This is a genomic window from Neotamlana sedimentorum (assembly GCF_000943565.1).
Classification (GTDB): Bacteria; Bacteroidota; Bacteroidia; order Flavobacteriales; family Flavobacteriaceae; genus Neotamlana; species Neotamlana sedimentorum.
Window position 1 is genome coordinate 70,149 of record NZ_JTDW01000006.1, and the last position, 18,565, is coordinate 88,713.

The following is an 18,565-nucleotide window of genomic DNA, read 5'->3' on the forward strand; positions in this document are numbered from 1 at the left end:
TTCGTTATCTGCCTAATTACTTTTACAATTAGTAGAATTTAGCACCTTCCCCGAAAAATCGGGAGGTTGCCAAGGTTTCATTGGGTCTAGTCCCTCTACCTTTCTTGATAACATTTTTATATTAATGAACTAGTGCGCAAAAGTAACACAATTAACTATAATTTTTATGCTAAAACTTTAAATTTCTGCTGTTTTCTCGACCAAAACCTTTAATTAAAATGGAGTCTTTAAAAACGGTAGCTACTGAATATGCTGTACTATCTGCGAAATCGACCATGCCTTTATAAGTAACGTAATGTACGCCTTTGCGTTTAAAGTAACCACCAGCATGATTATGACCGTTAAAATAAAACTTTACATTATTGTAATTATCTATAGTTTTAAAGAACTGATTGTAGTTCCATAAACTATGCATGGTATCATTTTCTGCTACTGGAAAATGACAATAAAAGCCAACATTTTCGTTATTTTTAACGGATTGTTCTAACTCCGATTTCACCCATTTTAACTGCTCAAAACTTAATCCGCCATTCCATTTTTGAATGTTTTTATAACCTTCGGATTTAAGCTGATTGTACATCGAATCGGTTTCAGCCTTTTTAGCTTCAGTTAATGCTCCGAAAAAGCTTAAATCATTACCATCTAAAACAATAAATCGCCAGTTATTATTAATAATGCTATAATAGCGATTTTGAAGCCCCATTTTATTAGCAACATTTCCTTTTAAAGAATCGGCCACACTAAAATCGTGGTTTCCTAAAACGTGATGATGTTCCGATTTTAAATTATTCCAAATGGGTAAAACCGAATCGAAACTAGCAAAATTTTTATCTATAAAATCACCTAAATGAACAGTATAGTCTAAATTATAAGTATTTAGTTCTGAAACAGCTTTTGCTAATTTTTGAGTTGATTTTTTGTAATATCTACCAAAATCGGTGTTAGGTTCACAAAAACAATATTGGCAGTCGGCTACAATACCAATTTTAAAACTTGAAGCAGATTGTTGCTTCGCTTGCTTGACCTCTTTTTTACAAGCAAAAAAACTAATTACTAAACCAAATAGCAGTAAAAATTGTTTCATTTTTTATTCGAATAAGGTAGACGATAAATACCTGTCTCCACGATCGCAAATAATAGCAACAATGAGTCCTTCATCTATACTTTCAGCAATTTGCAATGCCGAATACACCGAACCACCGCTGCTCATTCCTGCAAAAACACCTTCTTCTTTAGCCAAACGTTGTGTTGTTGCCTTAGCATTTTCTTCTGAAACCTCAACAACTTGATCAACACGTTCGCGCTCGAAAAATTCTGGCAAATAGGCTTCTGGCCATTTACGAATACCTGGTATTTTAGCACCATCGGCTGGTTGTGCACCAACAATAGTTACATTTTTGTTTTGTTCTTTTAAATATCTGGAAACGCCCATTATAGTTCCAGTGGTTCCCATAGCAGATACAAAATGAGTTATTTTACCTTCTGTGGCTTTCCAAATTTCTGGTCCTGTGGTTTTATAATGTGCTTTCCAGTTATCGTTATTTGCAAACTGGTTTAGCAACGTGTATCCTTTTTCGTCTCTTAATTTATAGGCCAAATCTCTTGAACCTTCAATACCAACATCTACAGAAGTTAAAATAACTTCGGCGCCATAAGCTCGCATGGTTTTTACGCGCTCTACAGTCGAGTTTTCAGGCATAATTATAACCATATTTAAACCTAATAATTGTGCTATAAATGCCAAAGCAATACCGGTGTTACCACTTGTAGATTCTACCAAGGTATCGCCTTTTTTTATGTCGCCACGCTTTAAAGCTTCAGAAATCATATTGTATGCTGCACGATCTTTAACGCTTCCGCCGGGGTTATTCCCTTCTAATTTTAATAGTAAGCGCACGCCTTCTTTTTTAACTAAATGCGTTGCTTCTACCAAAGGTGTATTTCCTATTTGGTCTAATATTGTTTTAAATGCCATTTTTTTTGGGTCTTATTTTAATTTCGGTTTGATAGGTTACCAATGAATTTTTAGGAACGGAATGCGTAATCCAAACGTTAGCACCAATAATACTGTTTTCACCTATAACAATATCGCCGCCTAAAACTGTGGCATTGGCATAAATGCAAACATTATCCTGAATGGTTGGATGGCGTTTAGTTGACGCTAAATCTTTTGAAACTTGAATGCCGCCAAGTGTAACACCTTGATAAATTTTTACATTTTTACCAATAATTGAGGTTTCGCCAATTACAATTCCGGTACCGTGATCAATATAAAACGAATCGCCTATGGTTGCTCCTGGATGAATATCGATACCTGTAATGCCGTGAATATATTCACTCATCATTCGAGGTAAAATATAAACACCTAATTTATGAAGCGCATGACTCAATCTATGAATTGAAATGGCGTGAAAACCGGGATAAGCCAGATAAATTTCTTCTAAACAATGTGATGCTGGATCATTTGTTTCGAAAGCAATAGCATCGTCATCTAACTGTTTTCTAATATTTGGCAATTCACTTTTGAAGGTTTTCCAGATATCTTCAGCATTTTGAATATCTAACTTTGAAAGAATGCTAATAAACGTTTTTTCTAAATACGCACTATTCGCTTCTTCTTGTTCGCAATCGAATAAAGAATAAAATAGTTTTTTAGTAAATTTTTTAACGGTGTCCTTTAAACAAACGTTGTAACTTTTCATTTGTGTTTAATTTACAGCTTATTTAATTTTTAATTGATAGTCGTTCAAAAATATTAAATCCTACAAGGTAAATGCAACCTTGCAGGATTTAATTTTTGTTATATTTTAAATAATGCTTAGTCTATGGCTTGCACAACGGCTTTTGGCGCCTCTTTACGTGTTCCATCGAAACCATCTACTCCAGAAACTGTCGTGTATTTTAATACAAATTTCTTTCCTGGATTAATGATTTTATATGCCGCTTGACACATAATAGTTGCCTCGTGGAAACCACAAAGAATTAATTTTAATTTTCCTGGGTAAAAGTTACCGTCACCAATAGCGAAAATACCAGGAATGTTTGTTTGATAATCTAATGCGTTATTAACTTTAATGGCATTTTTCTCGATTTCTAAGCCCCAATTTGCAATTGGCCCTAATTTTGGAGACAATCCAAATAAAGGAATAAAATGATCGGTTTCTAAAGTTACTGGTTCTTCGTCTTTTTTAGTAATTTCAATAGCTTCAACCTTACCATCACCAATAATATTAGTTACTTCGGCAGGCGTAATTAAATTAATTTTACCTAATTTTTTAAGCTCACTTACTTTTTCAACAGAATCTAAATGCCCTCTAAACTCATTACGGCGGTGTACTAATGTTACACTTTTAGCAACATCGGCTAAAAAGATACTCCAATCTAACGCTGAATCTCCACCACCAGCAATTACCACATTTTTATCACGATACATTTCTGGTTCTTTAATCATGTATTCCACACCTTTATCTTCGTAATCTGCAAGATTCTCTAATTGTGGCTTACGAGGTTCGAAACTACCTAAACCACTTGCAATTGCAACAACTGGCGCTTGGTGTTGTGTTCCTTTATTTGTAGTTACAATAAACGTCCCATCTTCTTGTTTATCGATAGTTTCTGCGCGCTCACCTAAAGTAAATCCAGGCTCGAATTGCTTACCTTGCTCAAGTAAATTTTTAGTTAAGTCGCCCGCTAAAATCTCTGGAAAACCAGGAATATCGTAAATTGGTTTTTTGGGGTATAATTCTGAACATTGTCCACCTGGTTGTGGTAATGCATCAATTAAATGACATTTAAGTTTTAATAATCCAGCTTCGAACACTGTAAATAAACCTGTTGGTCCTGCTCCTATGATTATGATATCTGTTTTAATCATTTTGAAATATTAATTTTTCTCTATTAATCCTTTAGTAAATTCGTTTAGCGTTTCGACTTTTTGTTTGAAATCGCCTTTTATAGTTTTTCTGTATTCGTTTAAATTTTTAACTAAATCGTCGATATTTTCTGGAATAACTTCCTCGAAAAATTGACGCAAACGTTTTGCTGTTGTTGGCGACTTTCCGTTGGTAGAAATTGCCACTTTTACGTTACCTTTAGTTACAATACCGCCCATATAAAAATCGCAATACGGCGGATTATCGGCTACATTTACCAGTTTTGCTTCAGCTCTACAATCTTTGTAAACCTCAACATTTACTTCAGGCACATCGGTTGTTGCTACAACAATATGCTGCCCTTGTAAATATTTTTTACTGTAAACATCCTTAATTAATGTAACATCTCCTTTTTCAGCTAAAGCTGAAGTGCCTTCTCGAAACATTGGAGATACCATAGTTACTTTTGCATCTGGACTTGATTTGAGCAAAAAAGTAAGTTTCTCTTCTGCAACAAAACCTCCACCTACAATAAGCACCTTGAGATTTTTAACCTTTAAAAACACCGGATATAAATTATTTCTTTCCATAATTACCCGTTGTTTATAACTTCTGAAGCAATAGAACTTAACACAGCACGCTCTTTAACAACATCACCAATAATAATTATTGCTGGGTTTGCCAATTCTTGCTCTTTTACAATAGCTTCAATATTATATATTCTACCTATACCTACTTTTTCATCGGCTCTAGTGCCATTTTGAATAATGGCAATATGCGCATCTTGCTTATTTTCTGCTGAAAAAATTTCAACAATTTTACCAAGCTTACCCATACCCATTAAAATAACAACTGTAGCCGTTGATTTTGCAGCTAAAGCAATATCGCTTGAAATTTCGTGTCGTTTTGTAGTGCCTGTGATTACCCAAAAACTTTCTGAAGCCCCACGTTTTGTTAACGGAATGCCTTGATAAGCAGGCACCGCTAAACTCGACGAAATACCCGGAACCATAAAGGTTTCGAGCCCAAACTGGCGCACATAATCGATTTCTTCGGCACCACGACCAAATATAAATGGATCGCCACCTTTTAATCGTACCACATGACCTTTTTCTTTAGCTTTAGCAACTATAAGATCGTTAATTTGCTCTTGTTGATATGCATAACACCCTCTGCGTTTACCTACAAAAATAAGCTCCGCATCATGAGAAGCATATTTTAGTAAACTCTCGTTTATAAGTGCATCGTAAAGGATAACGTTTGCCGATTCTATAGCCTTAATTGCTTTAAGAGTTATTAAATCTTCGTCTCCAGGACCTGCGCCTACAACTGTTAATTTAGGGGTTAATGCATTCATTTTATATCGATTTTAAGCTTCTTGAGCTTGTTCTGCTTCTCTAAACGCTCTAACTGCAGCTAAGAACTTTTCCGCATTAGCGATGTAACTTACAGCAAAATCTTTAGTTGGTGCGTTTTTGTTAATTTCATAGATTAATTCTGAAAAAGAAACACCTAAATCTATTCTTCCGCTTTCAATAAAAAGTTCATCGAATTGAGAAATAATTCCGGCATGCGTATTTGTTTTCTTGTTTTCGGCCAATAATAACGCTTTCGCGGAATTAACTAACGACTGGTATGCTAAGTATATAGCACCAGAGTACACTTCATTTTCGAAAGATTCTTTTGCATTTTCAATTTTCTCTTCACTTTCGAAAAACAAGGTAGCGATTAAATCGATAACCACACCAGCACACTCACCAACACCAATGGCTTTAACATATTTTTCTTCTTCACCCCAATCGATAAAATCTAAATCTGTTAAATTAGTAACATCTTGTAAATCATTTAACAAATCGTAAAAATAACGATCGCCAGTTTCTTTGTAGTATTCTACAAACTGTTTTCCGTTGGCATTCGCTTCATAGTCATTTAAAATTCTGCGTAACGCTTCTGGACCTCTTCTACTTGGTACTTTAACCACTTTATCGGCAAAAGTAGCGTTACCATCACCTTGGTTTCCACCACCAAGTAAAACTTGTAAAGCTGGGGCTACCAATTTGTCTTTAGTACGAACCGTCATCCCTTGGAAACCAATATTTGCCATATTGTGTTGCCCACAAGCATTCATACAACCACTAATTTTTATAACTAAATCTTCGTTTTTTAAATACTGTGGATATTCAGTTTTTATAACGCGCTCTAACTCTTCTGCAATTCCGGTACTACTCGCAATACCTAAGTTACATGTATCTGTTCCTGGACATGCTGTAATATCGACTGCTTTGTTGTAACCAGCTTCTACAAATCCTAGTTTTTCTAATTCTTGATAGAAAAATGGTACTAAATCTTCCTTTACAAAAGGAATTACAATATTTTGACGTAGTGATAAACGTACTTCACTAGCCGCATATTTATCTACTAAATTTGCTAATAAACGTGCTTTATCTGTATAAAAATCGCCTAATAAAACTTTAATACCAATAGCAACATAGCCTGCTTGCTTTTGGGGAATTAAGTTTGTTGATTTCCATAGATTGAAAGCTTCTTCGTTTTTAATTTCAACTTGAGGTACTTCAACTTGAACTGGTTTAGAAGCTACATAAGCATCGGCATCAATTGCTACAGATTTAAACTCGATCGCTTTTTGTTCATTATCGATTAACTCTCTAAATGCTTCTAGACCGATATCTTTAACTAAGAATTTCATTCTTGCTTTGGCACGACTTTTACGCTCACCATAACGATCGAAAACTCTTAATACACCTTCCATTATTGGAATGATTTTATCGGTTTCAACAAAATCATATAACACATCGGCATGTCTTGGTTGCGAACCTAATCCGCCAGCAACCATAACTTTAAATCCGCGAACACCATCTTTTTCTTTTGCAATATATCCTATGTCGTGTAAATACGATAATCCGGTATCTGCATCAGTTGATGAGAATGATACTTTAAATTTACGCCCCATTTCTTGACAAATTGGGTTACGTAAAAAGAATTTATACAACGCATCTGCATACGGCGATACATCGAATGGTTCGTTTACATCAATACCTGCTGTTTCGCTAGCCGTAACATTTCTTACTACGTTACCACAAGCTTCGCGAACAGTTACTTCATCTTTCTCTAATTCTGCCCAAAGCTCTGGCGTTCTATTTAAATCTACGTAATGAATTTGTATATCTTGACGTGTTGTAATATGTAATCTTCCACGAGAATATTCATCAGACACATCGGCAATTCGGCGTAATTGATTACTTTTTAATTTACCGTAAGGCACCTTAATACGAATCATTTGCACACCTTCTTGACGCTGCCCGTAAACACCACGTGCTAAACGAAGACTTCTAAATTTTTCTTCATCAATTTTTCCTTTATGAAACAATTCGATTTTATTGGCTAATTCAATAATATCTTTTTGTACAATTGGATTTTCTATTTCTGTTTCGAAACTAAACATATTGCAATTCTTTTTTTAGCTTATTGTAAATGTATACCACACTCTCTATTATCTAATGCCTTTACAGGATCGAAATAGTTAACGTTTTTTGGTAATTTTTTCTTTTCTATTAAACGATCTAAAGCATCATCATCCCAATAGTAAAATGGGCTTACTTTTAAAATCCCTTCTTTACTTAAACTTAAAATGTCTTTTTTAGAACGTAATTCTGTTTTTCTATCTCTAATATTTGTAAACCAAATTTCTGGTTGATGCTCGTTTAGTGCACGCTTAAAAGGCTCTAACTTTACAACTTCGGAAAACAACGAATGACTTTCGTCATCAACTCCAGGCAAACCAATGGTAGCATCTATTTCGTGTTTTGGCTTTAAAGGTTGGTATTTATGAATATTTAAATTATACCTTTCTATTAAACCTTCGGCATGCTTGTACGTATCTGGTTCGTTATATAATGTATCACACCAAATTACTTTAATGTCTTTGTCATGTTTTGTAATTGTGCTTAACAACACCGCAGAATAAACACCAAAACTTGTAGTTACCAATCTATTATCTGAAAGTTTTAAAGCCCAGTCAATAATTTCGGCAGGTGATAAATTCCTTAATTTTTCATTCCAAAACTCAATATCTAATTCGTGTCCTAACATATTATTTTGTTTTCACATATTAATCCTACCAATTTAATAGGAATTACAAATGTATAACTTTTTTTTAAACAAAAAAGTTGGTTAACCATTTTTAGGAAAAATTTATATTAATTGAGTTTCAGATAAAAAAAAGCAAGAACCAAGATATTATTTTACAATATCCTCAGTATTTTTTAATGCTAAATCGGCAAGTGTAGTATTTCTAAACACATTTAATGCACTATCGCGAACTTGAATCATGAGTTTGTGTACACTACAATTGTCCTCATCGACACAATCGTCGCACTTTTCATAATAATTTAAACTCACGCAAGGCACCATGGCAATAGGCCCTTCTAGCACACGCATAACCTCTGTCATTAAAATGTCTTCGGGTTCTTGACGCAGATAGTAACCGCCATGTTTACCTTTTTTTGAACCTAAAACTCCTGCTTTTCTTAAAGTGAGTAAAATACTCTCTAAAAACTTTTGTGGTATTTGTTCGTTTTTAGCAATCGCACTCACCTGTACAGGGTTATTCCCATCAGAATTCACAATAAAAGTTAAAGCCTTAAGGCCGTATTTAGTTTTTTTGGATAGCATACTGCTAATATAATTAATTTACAACTATTTAATTTAGTGTATGCGATTTTTCTAGATCGTAAAAAGTAGCTTGAACATAATCATCGTCGTTACCCGAATTATTTTGATTATACACGCCTGCTTTAAAATACATGTATTGCCCACCTTGGTCGTAACCACTGTTTACCATACTTATGGTTTTAACAATGTTATCTTTTCCTTCACGTAAAATAGTAACCACCATAGTATTATTTACCACTCTAATTTTATAAGAGAACTTTTCATTTAAAGCGATGCCATCTTCAGGGTTTGAAGCAGAACTACTGCGCGAACCAATTAATTCGTACCATTGTTCGTTGCCATAACCATCGCGAGGTTCGTGGGCGAAGTAAATAGATCCTAGATTATTATTTGGTAATTTTCTGTAATAAATTCGAATAGGTTCATCGTCGTTTGCATGAATTTGTCCAACAATTACGCGTCCTACTTGGCCGCTATCGCCTGTTGTTGTTACATAATTTACTGCAAGTGTAGCTGTCATTTCGCCATCGTAACCCGCAGCAGAATTAACATCGGCCGTTGGTGCCGAACCAAACACCCAATTATTTTTATTTACACCTTGTGTACTAATACTGGTATTTGTACCACGTAGCATTTCGCGAAACTCCACCCTTGTATAACTTGTATTTTCAGATGTTTTATACCCCGCAATCGGGCATTTAAAAACCATTCCGCCATCTTCGGCAGTATAAAAATATTTTGAATTCTCGTAATTATTATTCAATTGAGCTACCGTAATTGTAACCGAAGTACCATCGCCTTCATCTTCTGGAATACTTAAATTCCATGTCGATAAATCGAAGTTTTCCGCAGGTGTTTTAATGCCACTCGTTTCTTCTTCTTCCTCTTCATTCTCTTTATTAATTTCTTCTTTTTCCTCTTCCGAACTCGGAGAATCGCTACTGCATCCAAAAATTGTAATGGATACAAACAACAGCATTACTAGGTATAATTTCTTTTTCACAAGTTTAGTTTTAGTTTATTTTTATAAAAGAACTACAATGAGCATGCCAAATTAAATCGCTAAATCGGCCTTAAACACTGTAATTGCCTTTCCTTTTATTTTTACTTTATTATTAAAATAATTTAAAATTAGCTCACCGCCACGTTTTGATATTTGGTGCGAGACTAAATTACTTTTATTTAACTTTTTTGCCCATAAAGGGGTTAAAGCACAATGTGCAGAACCGGTAACAGGATCTTCATTTATTCCAGATTCCGGTACAAAACAGCGCACAACAAAATCGGCTTCTTTATAGTTCGCTTTCGCGGAAATCATTAAATGCCCTAAGCCATTGGCGTTTAAAGCCTCGAAATTTGGCGAACAATTTTCAATATCTTTTTGATTTTCGGCAATCGCTATAAACCAATTTGCTTCACTTTTATACATTTCGATAGGCTTAAACCCTAAAAGCGATTCAAAATTTACTGGAATTTCGGTTGAACTGACTTGGTATTCTGGGAATTCCATAGCAATAAATCCGTTTTCGTAATGAATTACTAAATCGCCGCCTTTAGCTTTAAAATATATTGGTCGGTCTGTTGGCACTAAACCAACACTGTACATAATATGAGCTGAAGCCAAAGTGGCATGACCACAAAGCGGAATCTCGACTGTTGGCGTATAATATTTAATTTCGAAATGATCGTTTTTGGGAAATACAAATGCCGTTTCAGACAAATTCATTTCCATTGCCATGTTTTGCATCCAAGCTTCAGAAACTTCATCTTTTAAAAGCATAACACCGGCAGGGTTTCCTTGAAAGCTTCTTCTGCAAAAGCATCAACTTGATATATTATGCTATTATTCAGCATGGTTTAAAGCTTGATCTAGATCTCTAATAATATCATCGACATGTTCTAAACCTACAGAAATTCGCACCATGCCATCTGTAATTCCAACAGCCGCCTTAACATCTGCCTCTACTTTAGCATGTGTTGTACTAGCTGGATGCGTAACAATGGTTCTCGTATCTCCTAAATTGGCTGATAATGAACAAAGCTTAATATTATCGAAGAAATTACGTCCACCTTCAACACCACCTGTTACTTCAAAAGCTATAATGTTTCCTCCTAATCGCATTTGTTTTTTTGCAATATCGTACTTAGGGTGCGATTTTAAAAATGGATATTTCACCCAATTTACTTTAGAATGCTTCTCTAAAAACGCTGCAATTTTAAGCGCATTTTCACAGTGTTTTTCAACACGAACCGCTAAAGTTTCTAAAGATTTTGATAACACCCAAGCATTAAAAGCACTCATTGCTGGCCCTGTTAAACGCGAAAACAAATAAATTTCGCGAATTAACTCTTTTTTACCAACAGTAACACCACCAAGCACACGACCTTGACCATCCATTAATTTTGTTGCCGAATGAATTACTAAATCGGCACCATGTTTTATTGGGTTTTGTAAATAAGGTGTAGCAAAGCAATTATCTACAACTAATAGTAAATTATGCTTTTTACAAATGGCACTTAACAACTCTAAATCTAAAACATCAACACCTGGATTAGTAGGTGTTTCGGCGTAAATAAATTTAGTATTTGGCTGAATTAAACTTTCTACAGTTTCAACTTCGTTGATATTAAAATATGAGCATTCAATATTCCATTTTGGTAAATATTTGGTAAACAAACCATGGGTTGCTCCAAAAACTGAGCTGCATGATAATACATGATCGCCAGCATTTAACAAGGTCGCAAATGTTGAAAACACTGCCGCCATACCACTTGCAAAGGCAAAACCACTTTCGGCACCTTCCATTTTACAAACCTTATCTACAAACTCGTTTACATTTGGGTTGCTGTAACGACTGTATAAATCGCGTTGCTTTTCTTCGGCAAACGAGGCTCGCATTTCTTCGGCATCATCAAACACGAAACCAGAGGTTAAGTATAATGGTACAGAATGCTCTGAAAACTGACTTGTTTCTGTCTGTGTTCGTATAGCTTCGGTTTCAAAATGGTTTTTATTGCTCATTCTTTTTCTTTTTATTTTTTCAATTTATTATTACACTTCAACTGCGCTCAGTGTGACAATCTATTTTTCGTGTAATTTAAAACAATACTAAAAATCACACTTATCTACTTAGAGATTTCCACTTAGGTAGAAACTAGTTTATGTGTTTAGACAACCTTAAAATATCACCAAACACACCTCTTGCAGTTACCTCAGCCCCAGCACCAGCACCTTGAATTACTATGGGTTGCGTACCGTAACTTTCGGTGAAAATTTCAAAAATAGCATCGCTACCTTTTACGTGACCTAAAGTGCTATCTTCTGGTATAGACACTAATTTCACTTCTAAATTCCCTTTGTTTTGCGATAAATCGCCCGACAAATCTCCAACATAACGCAATACATGCCCTGGTTTTTGCGCATCTTTTATGCCTTGATATTGCTCGTCTAACACATTTAATTGACCTAAAAATTCATCAACAGAAATATCGCGATAAGCTTTAGGAATTAAATTTTGCACTGAAACATCTTCAAATTCATTTTCTAAATCTAATTCTCGTGCCAAAATTAATAACTTTCTAGCAACATCGTTACCCGAAAAATCTTCTCGTGGATCCGGTTCTGTATAACCTTTATCGATAGTTTCCTGTATAATTTTGCTAAACGGTTTACCTTCAGTCGAAAAATTATTAAATAAATAACTTAATGTTCCTGAAAATACACCTCGAATTCTGGTAATATTTTCTCCAGATTCGTGCAACAACTTAATCGTATCAATTAACGGCAAACCGGCACCAACAGTAGTTTCGTATAAATACTGCTTATTATTTTCTTTAAGTTGAAGACGCAAATCTTTATAAAAATCGTGCGAAATGGTATTTGCTATTTTGTTTGATGAAACCAAATCGAAACCAGCTTCAACCAACGGCACGTAATTTTGATAAAATGTTGCACTAGCTGTATTATCGACCGCAATTAAATTTTCAAGGTGATGATTCTTTGCAAAAGCAATAATATCTTCAACTGAACTTTCAAAATTTGAAGATTTTATCTCGGTTGCCCAATTGGTTTTAACACCATTTTTATTTAGTAATAATCGTCTGGAATTTGCAATAGCAAATACATTTAAGTTGATGCCTTTACGTTTTTCAATTTCATCTTTCGACTTTAAAATCTGATTAATTAAAGCTCCTCCAACACCACCATGACCAAAAATAGCAATGTTTATTTTTTTAGCAATACCGAAAATTTCACCATGAATAACATTCATAGCTTTATGTAACTGACTCTTTTTAACTACCAAACTAACATTACGTCCTGTAACCGTATTATTGAACAACAACGGTGTAATCTGGTTTTTAATAAGCGCATTAAATGGTTTATGGAACGAGCTTAACTCGATACCAACAATGGATATTACAGCAACATCGTCTACTACATTAATATTATTTACATCTTGCGAGTAAAAATCTCTTTCAAACTCACGCTCCAGCGCAATTACAGCTTGATTGGCTTGGTCGGCATCAATAATTAAACCAATACCACGCTCTGACGAGCCTTGAGAAATAATACTAACACTAATATCTTTATTTGCTAAAGCACCAAAAATTCTGGCATCGACACCACTTTTTCCTAATAAGCCACGACCTTCTAAATTTAAAAGTGCCACATTATCTAAAACAGATAAAGAAGTTACCTCTTTCGAATTTGGCTTTGCTGTAATTAACGTGCCTTCGTCGTCTGCATTAAAAGTGTTTAAAATACGTAGGTTTATATTTTTTTCTACTAACGGAATTATTGTTTTTGCATGCAAAACCGTTGTACCAAAATTGGCTAACTCATTTGCTTCACTAAACGATAATTCACGAATTTTTTGAGCATCTTCAACCAAATCGGGATTAGCCGTGTAAATACCATTAACATGGGTGTAATTTTCTAACTCTTCAGCATCTAAAAAATTAGCCAATAACGCTGCAGAATAGTTACTACCATTTCTTCCCAACGTTGTCGTTTCATTATTTTTATTTGATGCTATAAAGCCGGTTACAACATTTACAATAACGCCAGCATGCTCTTTAAAATATTTTTTTACGTTATCTTTCGATAACTGATTTATAGGTTTTGCATTACCAAAAACATCATCGGTTTTTATAAGTAATCGCGCATCTGTTGGGTTCGCGTTAATTCCTTTTTGCTTCAGTAATTCCGAAACTATTTTAATCGATAATAATTCACCTTGAGCTAAAATTTCATCTTTAGTTTTCTTGCTATAATCGCCTAATAAACTAACACCTTCAAAAAGTTTCTCAAGCGTTTCAAATTCATCTTTAAAATCAATTTCAGGCAACGGTTTTATTTGATTTGTTTTAAACGCCTCGAATAAGGTTTTATAATCTTGCCCTTTATGCGCAAAATTTAAAATAGCCTCAAGCTCATCGGTAGCACCACCACGAGCAGACACCACAACCGTTATTTTTTCGTTAGCCTTAACCTTATTTTCAATAATTTGAATCACGCGGTTTAACCCTTCTCCATTCGCTAAAGATTTTCCACCAAACTTTAATACTTTCATTCTTTTCTTTTTAGAATTTGGCACAAAAATGCCTTCTACAATTTTTTCTAACTGGTCGTACTCCATTAAAAACGCATCGTGCCCATGCACCGAATGTATTTCGTTATACGTTACATTGGGTTTTGTAAGCGCCAATTGCTTGTGTGTTTCACGGTTTTCTTCCGCCGTAAAAAACATATCAGAATCTACACCAACAATATGAATATTTGCTTTAATAACATCCAGCACATTAAAATTATCGCCTCTACCCTTGGTAACATCAATAGTTTTAAGCAACTGATTCATTAATTTATAAGCCGATAACTGAAAACGTTCTTGCAACTTTTTACCATGATGCAACAACCAACTTTCTACATTAAAAATCTCTAAATCCTCATTTTTACTACGCTGAAAACGCTCTTTAAACGATTCTGGCGTACGATAACACAACATGGCATGCATACGCGCATCGTGGACTGGGTTTTTAGAATTTAATAAAAATTGCTCTTGTATTTGGCAATTGGCAATTAACCAATCGGTCGATTTCCAATCGGTCGCCACCGGAATAAAATGCTCGGTAAAATCGGGTTTTAAAACCGCCATTTCCCAACCAATTCCACCACCTAACGACCCCGCAATAGTGGCGTAAATTTTGCCTGTTTTTAAAATTTCCAAACCAGATAAAAACAATTTTGCCACATCGCGTGCAACAAAATCCTTATAATTATCAATAACAAAACCATCGTAACCATTACCCGGAATATTAAAGGCTAAAACCGTATACAAATTAGTATCAATAACCTTATCGTCTCCAATCAAATCTTTCCACCAACCATCGGCGCCAGCCACATTACTATTTCCTGTTAAAGCATGATTTACCAAAACAATTTGAGCAGTACCAAGTGGTTTCCCAAAAACCTGATAACTCAAGTTAATTTCTGGAATTTCCACACCGCTTATGGTCGTGTAATTATTAATTTTTATGTGTTCCAAAAGTGCTTCCAATATTTTTTATTTTGGCGTTACCCCGCCCCGAATATTTGGGATCGATGTCGGGCTGTACGTTACAAGTCCTCGCTATCGCTGCGGGCTATCCACTACTATCCCTAACGCGGGCTTATTTGCTATGGTAAATTCTAAAACTAAAGCTTAGCAAAAACCGCTTTTAAATCGGCTTTTAAATCTTCGATGTCTTCAATACCAACTGACAAACGAATTAAATCTGGACCAACACCTGCCGATTCTTGTTCCGCTTCGGTTAATTGTTGATGCGTCGTACTTGCCGGATGTATAATTAAAGATTTTGTATCGCCAATATTTGCTAATAACGAGAATAATTTCGTCTCGTCTGCAATAGTTTTAGCAGCTTCAAAACCACCTTTAGCACCAAAGGTAACAATTCCGCTTTGTCCTTTAGGTAAATATTTTTCAGCTAAAGCATTGTATTTATTACTTTTTAAACCAGGATAGTTAACCCAAGCTACTTCATCTTGTGCTTCTAACCATTCTGCTAAAGCTAGGGCATTTTCGCTATGTTGCTTAATTCTAACCGGTAAGGTTTCTAAACCTTGAATAATATTAAATGCATTGGTAGGACTTAAAGCGCCGCCAAAATCGCGTAAACCTTCTAAAATTAATTTAAAAGTATATGCCGCAGCACCTAAAGTTTCATGATATTTTAATCCGTGGTAACCTGCAGATGGTTCGGTAAATTCAGGGAATTTTCCGTTTGCCCAATTAAAGGTTCCTGCATCAATAATAGCTCCACCAAGCGATGTTCCTTGTCCGCCAATATATTTGGTTAACGAGTGAATAACAATATTCGCACCGTGTTCTATTGGGTTTAATAATGCCGGAGTTGCAACAGTATTATCAACAATAAACGGTACACCAGTAGCTTTCGAGTGCGCTGCAATGGCTTCTAAATCTAATACATCTAATTTTGGATTCCCTAAAGATTCAACAAAAAATGCACGCGTATTATCTTGTACTGCAGCTGCAAAATTATCAGGATTATCTGCATCAACAAAAGTAGTTGTAATGCCTAAACGCGGTAAAGTAACTTTAAGTAAATTATAGGTTCCGCCGTACAAACTGCTTGATGCTACAATATGGTCTCCAGCTTTTAAAAGCGTTAATAAACCTGTTGAAATAGCCGATGTTCCCGATGCAAAAACTACCGCACCAATACCGCCTTCAACTGCCGCTAAACGCTCTTGTAAAATTTGATTTGTTGGGTTATTTAATCGGGTGTAAATAAACCCTAGTTCCTTTAAAGAAAATAGGTTTGCCGCATGATCTGAATTATTAAAAACATAACTTGATGTTTGGTAAATAGGTACTGCTCTTGTTCCTGCGTTTGCGGTAACATCGTGACCTGCGTGTAATGCGTTTGTTGCTAATTTTTGATTGCTCATTTTTCTAATTTTTTAGTTTAAAATTTAAATTAAAAAAGTCAAAACGTACCACTATGGTATGCTTATTAGAAAAATGTTATTAAGATTGTGTGCGTAATTACAGAAAGTAATTTGCGTTAGTTATCTATCTAAAAACAAAAGCTTTAGTAGAATGTAGCACCTTCATGACCAAATAATTTAATTTGAACAAGGGTTGCTAAGGTTTCAGCGGGTCTATTCCCTCCACCTTTCTTGATAACATTTCAATAAGTGTTTGAACTTTGTGAGTGCAAATATTCAATTAGAAAAAGTTAATATCCAAATTTTTTGATGCTTTTTTTAATAATTTCTAAAAATCTACTTATCGTTTTGTAGTGCTTTAAACTTATTTTGAATAATTACATCAATAGGTTTGCCTTCAATTTTAGTTTCTAACCAAGAAATAATATCTAGATATAAAAACGCTCTACTTTGATAAGGATCGTTTTCATATTCTTTTAATTTTTTATGCAATTTTATAAATTCGTTTTTAACTTCATGCGGATAAATATCGCCTAAACGACGTAAAAATTTTATAAATTCTTTTTGCACATCGTATAAGTCTTGCATTTTAATTAAGAACTTATAGGTGCTTCGTATTAGAACATCTAAATTATAATCTAAACCAGCTTCGTAGTGTGCAACAAGATTCAAAATTCTTGAAAAACACAATAAATCTTCACGTAACTGCAACGATTTATTACTAATAATTTTATTTAAAAACTCAATACACTTTTTATTCTCACCAGCACCAAAATACATACTTGCAATTTTATAGTAAAACACCATAATGTGGTGCTCGTCTATTCTATTTTTAAAACCTTTTAATTGTGCTAAAATCTCATCTACCAGCGGTAATCCTTGTTTAAAACTACCTTCTATAAAGTGTAAGTTAAACTTATTGTTATATATAAATAAAAAGGCTAGACTAGCATTATTATCATCTAATGGAAACCATTTTTCTTGAGTAACTTCTTGCAGGTTCTGAAGCGTATTTTTAAATTTTGTATGTTGTTTTAAAAAGAAAAGCGATTCTAATAAATAATTATTTCCTCGTAAATAAAACACCGGGTTTTGCTTAATCATTTCAGGATTTTCATTAAATAAATCCACCCACTTCGAGGCATATTTGTAACACGACAAAAAATCAACGGTTAAAAAACTGTACCATAAATATGATTTGTAAAGCCATAACTTTTCACGAAAACCTAATTGATTAATGTCGTACTTAGGCATTCTATCGTTAAAATACTGAGTAACAATTTGATGTTCTTCGTCGTTTTTAACATAACCTGTTTTTAAAAACAAACCATAAAGCTGCAACGATAAATTAGATAATTTACTTGCTACAACATTATGCAAACTAAGCTCCTTTGCCTGTATGGTTAACTCGTCTGCTCTATTACTTAAGCTTCGAGTAATATACTGTGACTCAATAATTTTTTCTAGCTCTACAATTTCGTATGCAATGTTTTTTTCTTCATTTGATATAGCTAGTGTTTTCGCTTTATCTAATATTTTTAAACTTTGCTTATAAAGTCCTTTATGATATAAAATAGTCGCAAAATCTAACTGCTCACGAATTTGAATTCTAATAGTTTTATGAGACGGATTTAACCTTAAACTAATTAATATTTGTTTATATAAATGTGCTTTTAAATTAGATAATTGTTGTTTTTTAACAATGCCTTTTTTTAAAATGGCAGCTTCATCGTAAACAGGTAATTTATCCAGAATATTGAACAGCATTAAAAATTTCGAATCATCATTAACCCCTAAACGACCAACGTAAAGCTTAAATTGACGTTTTTCAGATTTAGACAACGATTTAATTAATACAAATAAATTATCTTTTTGTTCTTTTGTCATAGTACAAAAACAATATTAAAATACTGATTTACAATAATTTAAAAACATCAATATTACTTTAAACATCGTAATAAAGTTATGTTTCATTAAAGTTTTATTTAACCAAAATATAACTTCGTAGACTAATAAGAAAATATTATTTAAC

General features: G+C 34.1%; 15 protein-coding genes and 2 riboswitches. All 15 genes read right to left on the reverse strand.

What is annotated here, in order from left to right; genetic code table 11:
- Position 1: 1 nt before the first annotated feature.
- A riboswitch (SAM riboswitch) is annotated at positions 2 to 114 on the reverse strand.
- A 55-nt stretch (positions 115 to 169) separates the two neighbouring features.
- The 15 genes from PW52_RS09880 to PW52_RS09950 all read right to left on the reverse strand — a co-directional run bounded on the left by PW52_RS09880 (position 170) and on the right by PW52_RS09950 (position 18,420).
- Complete coding sequence (locus PW52_RS09880; protein WP_044632785.1) at positions 170 to 1,084, reverse strand: metallophosphoesterase; 915 nt, start codon at positions 1,082 to 1,084, stop codon at positions 170 to 172.
- Between the two features lie 3 nt (positions 1,085 to 1,087).
- Positions 1,088 to 1,975 carry a cysteine synthase CysM gene (gene cysM / locus PW52_RS09885; protein WP_044632786.1) on the reverse strand — a complete coding sequence of 296 codons (888 nt, stop codon included), beginning with the start codon at positions 1,973 to 1,975 and terminating at the stop codon, positions 1,088 to 1,090.
- Positions 1,965 to 2,702, reverse strand: coding sequence for a serine O-acetyltransferase EpsC (gene epsC / locus PW52_RS09890; protein ID WP_044632787.1), 738 nt, complete (start codon positions 2,700 to 2,702; stop codon positions 1,965 to 1,967). Before epsC ends, cysM begins: the two co-directional genes overlap by 11 nt.
- A gap of 116 nt (positions 2,703 to 2,818) precedes the next feature.
- A complete protein-coding gene (locus PW52_RS09895; protein WP_044632788.1) occupies positions 2,819 to 3,874 on the reverse strand; it encodes an NAD(P)/FAD-dependent oxidoreductase in 1,056 nt (351 codons plus the stop codon).
- Positions 3,875 to 3,883: 9 nt separating this feature from the next.
- The gene (locus PW52_RS09900; protein WP_044632789.1) at positions 3,884 to 4,462 is read right to left on the reverse strand and encodes a precorrin-2 dehydrogenase/sirohydrochlorin ferrochelatase family protein; all 579 of its coding nucleotides are present in this window, start codon (positions 4,460 to 4,462) and stop codon (positions 3,884 to 3,886) included.
- 2 nt (positions 4,463 to 4,464) lie between these two features.
- On the reverse strand, positions 4,465 to 5,229 hold the full coding sequence (gene cobA, locus PW52_RS09905; protein ID WP_044632790.1) for a uroporphyrinogen-III C-methyltransferase: 765 nt from the start codon (positions 5,227 to 5,229) through the stop codon (positions 4,465 to 4,467).
- A 12-nt stretch (positions 5,230 to 5,241) separates the two neighbouring features.
- A complete protein-coding gene (locus PW52_RS09910; protein ID WP_044632791.1) occupies positions 5,242 to 7,335 on the reverse strand; it encodes a HEPN domain-containing protein in 2,094 nt (697 codons plus the stop codon).
- Positions 7,336 to 7,355: 20 nt separating this feature from the next.
- Positions 7,356 to 7,982: a phosphoadenosine phosphosulfate reductase domain-containing protein gene (locus PW52_RS09915; protein ID WP_044632792.1), complete on the reverse strand. Its 627-nt coding sequence runs from the start codon at positions 7,980 to 7,982 to the stop codon at positions 7,356 to 7,358.
- Between the two features lie 147 nt (positions 7,983 to 8,129).
- Positions 8,130 to 8,564 carry an RrF2 family transcriptional regulator gene (locus tag PW52_RS09920; protein WP_044632793.1) on the reverse strand — a complete coding sequence of 145 codons (435 nt, stop codon included), beginning with the start codon at positions 8,562 to 8,564 and terminating at the stop codon, positions 8,130 to 8,132.
- 28 nt (positions 8,565 to 8,592) lie between these two features.
- Positions 8,593 to 9,567, reverse strand: a complete 975-nt coding sequence (locus tag PW52_RS09925; protein WP_240475175.1) for a polysaccharide lyase family 7 protein — start codon at positions 9,565 to 9,567, stop codon at positions 8,593 to 8,595.
- A 51-nt stretch (positions 9,568 to 9,618) separates the two neighbouring features.
- Positions 9,619 to 10,344, reverse strand: a complete 726-nt coding sequence (locus PW52_RS09930) for a PhzF family phenazine biosynthesis protein (RefSeq protein ID WP_240475176.1) — start codon at positions 10,342 to 10,344, stop codon at positions 9,619 to 9,621.
- Positions 10,345 to 10,407: 63 nt separating this feature from the next.
- Entirely contained in the window at positions 10,408 to 11,586 is a 1,179-nt protein-coding gene (locus tag PW52_RS09935) for a trans-sulfuration enzyme family protein (RefSeq protein WP_044632795.1), read from the reverse strand.
- A 133-nt stretch (positions 11,587 to 11,719) separates the two neighbouring features.
- Positions 11,720 to 15,121, reverse strand: coding sequence for a bifunctional aspartate kinase/homoserine dehydrogenase I (gene thrA, locus PW52_RS09940; RefSeq protein ID WP_044632796.1), 3,402 nt, complete (start codon positions 15,119 to 15,121; stop codon positions 11,720 to 11,722).
- A 137-nt stretch (positions 15,122 to 15,258) separates the two neighbouring features.
- Positions 15,259 to 16,533, reverse strand: coding sequence for an O-acetylhomoserine aminocarboxypropyltransferase/cysteine synthase family protein (locus PW52_RS09945; protein WP_044632797.1), 1,275 nt, complete (start codon positions 16,531 to 16,533; stop codon positions 15,259 to 15,261).
- A 117-nt stretch (positions 16,534 to 16,650) separates the two neighbouring features.
- Positions 16,651 to 16,774: riboswitch (SAM riboswitch) on the reverse strand.
- 95 nt (positions 16,775 to 16,869) lie between these two features.
- Positions 16,870 to 18,420 carry a hypothetical protein gene (locus tag PW52_RS09950; RefSeq protein ID WP_044632798.1) on the reverse strand — a complete coding sequence of 517 codons (1,551 nt, stop codon included), beginning with the start codon at positions 18,418 to 18,420 and terminating at the stop codon, positions 16,870 to 16,872.
- Between the last annotated feature and the right edge of the window lie 145 nt (positions 18,421 to 18,565).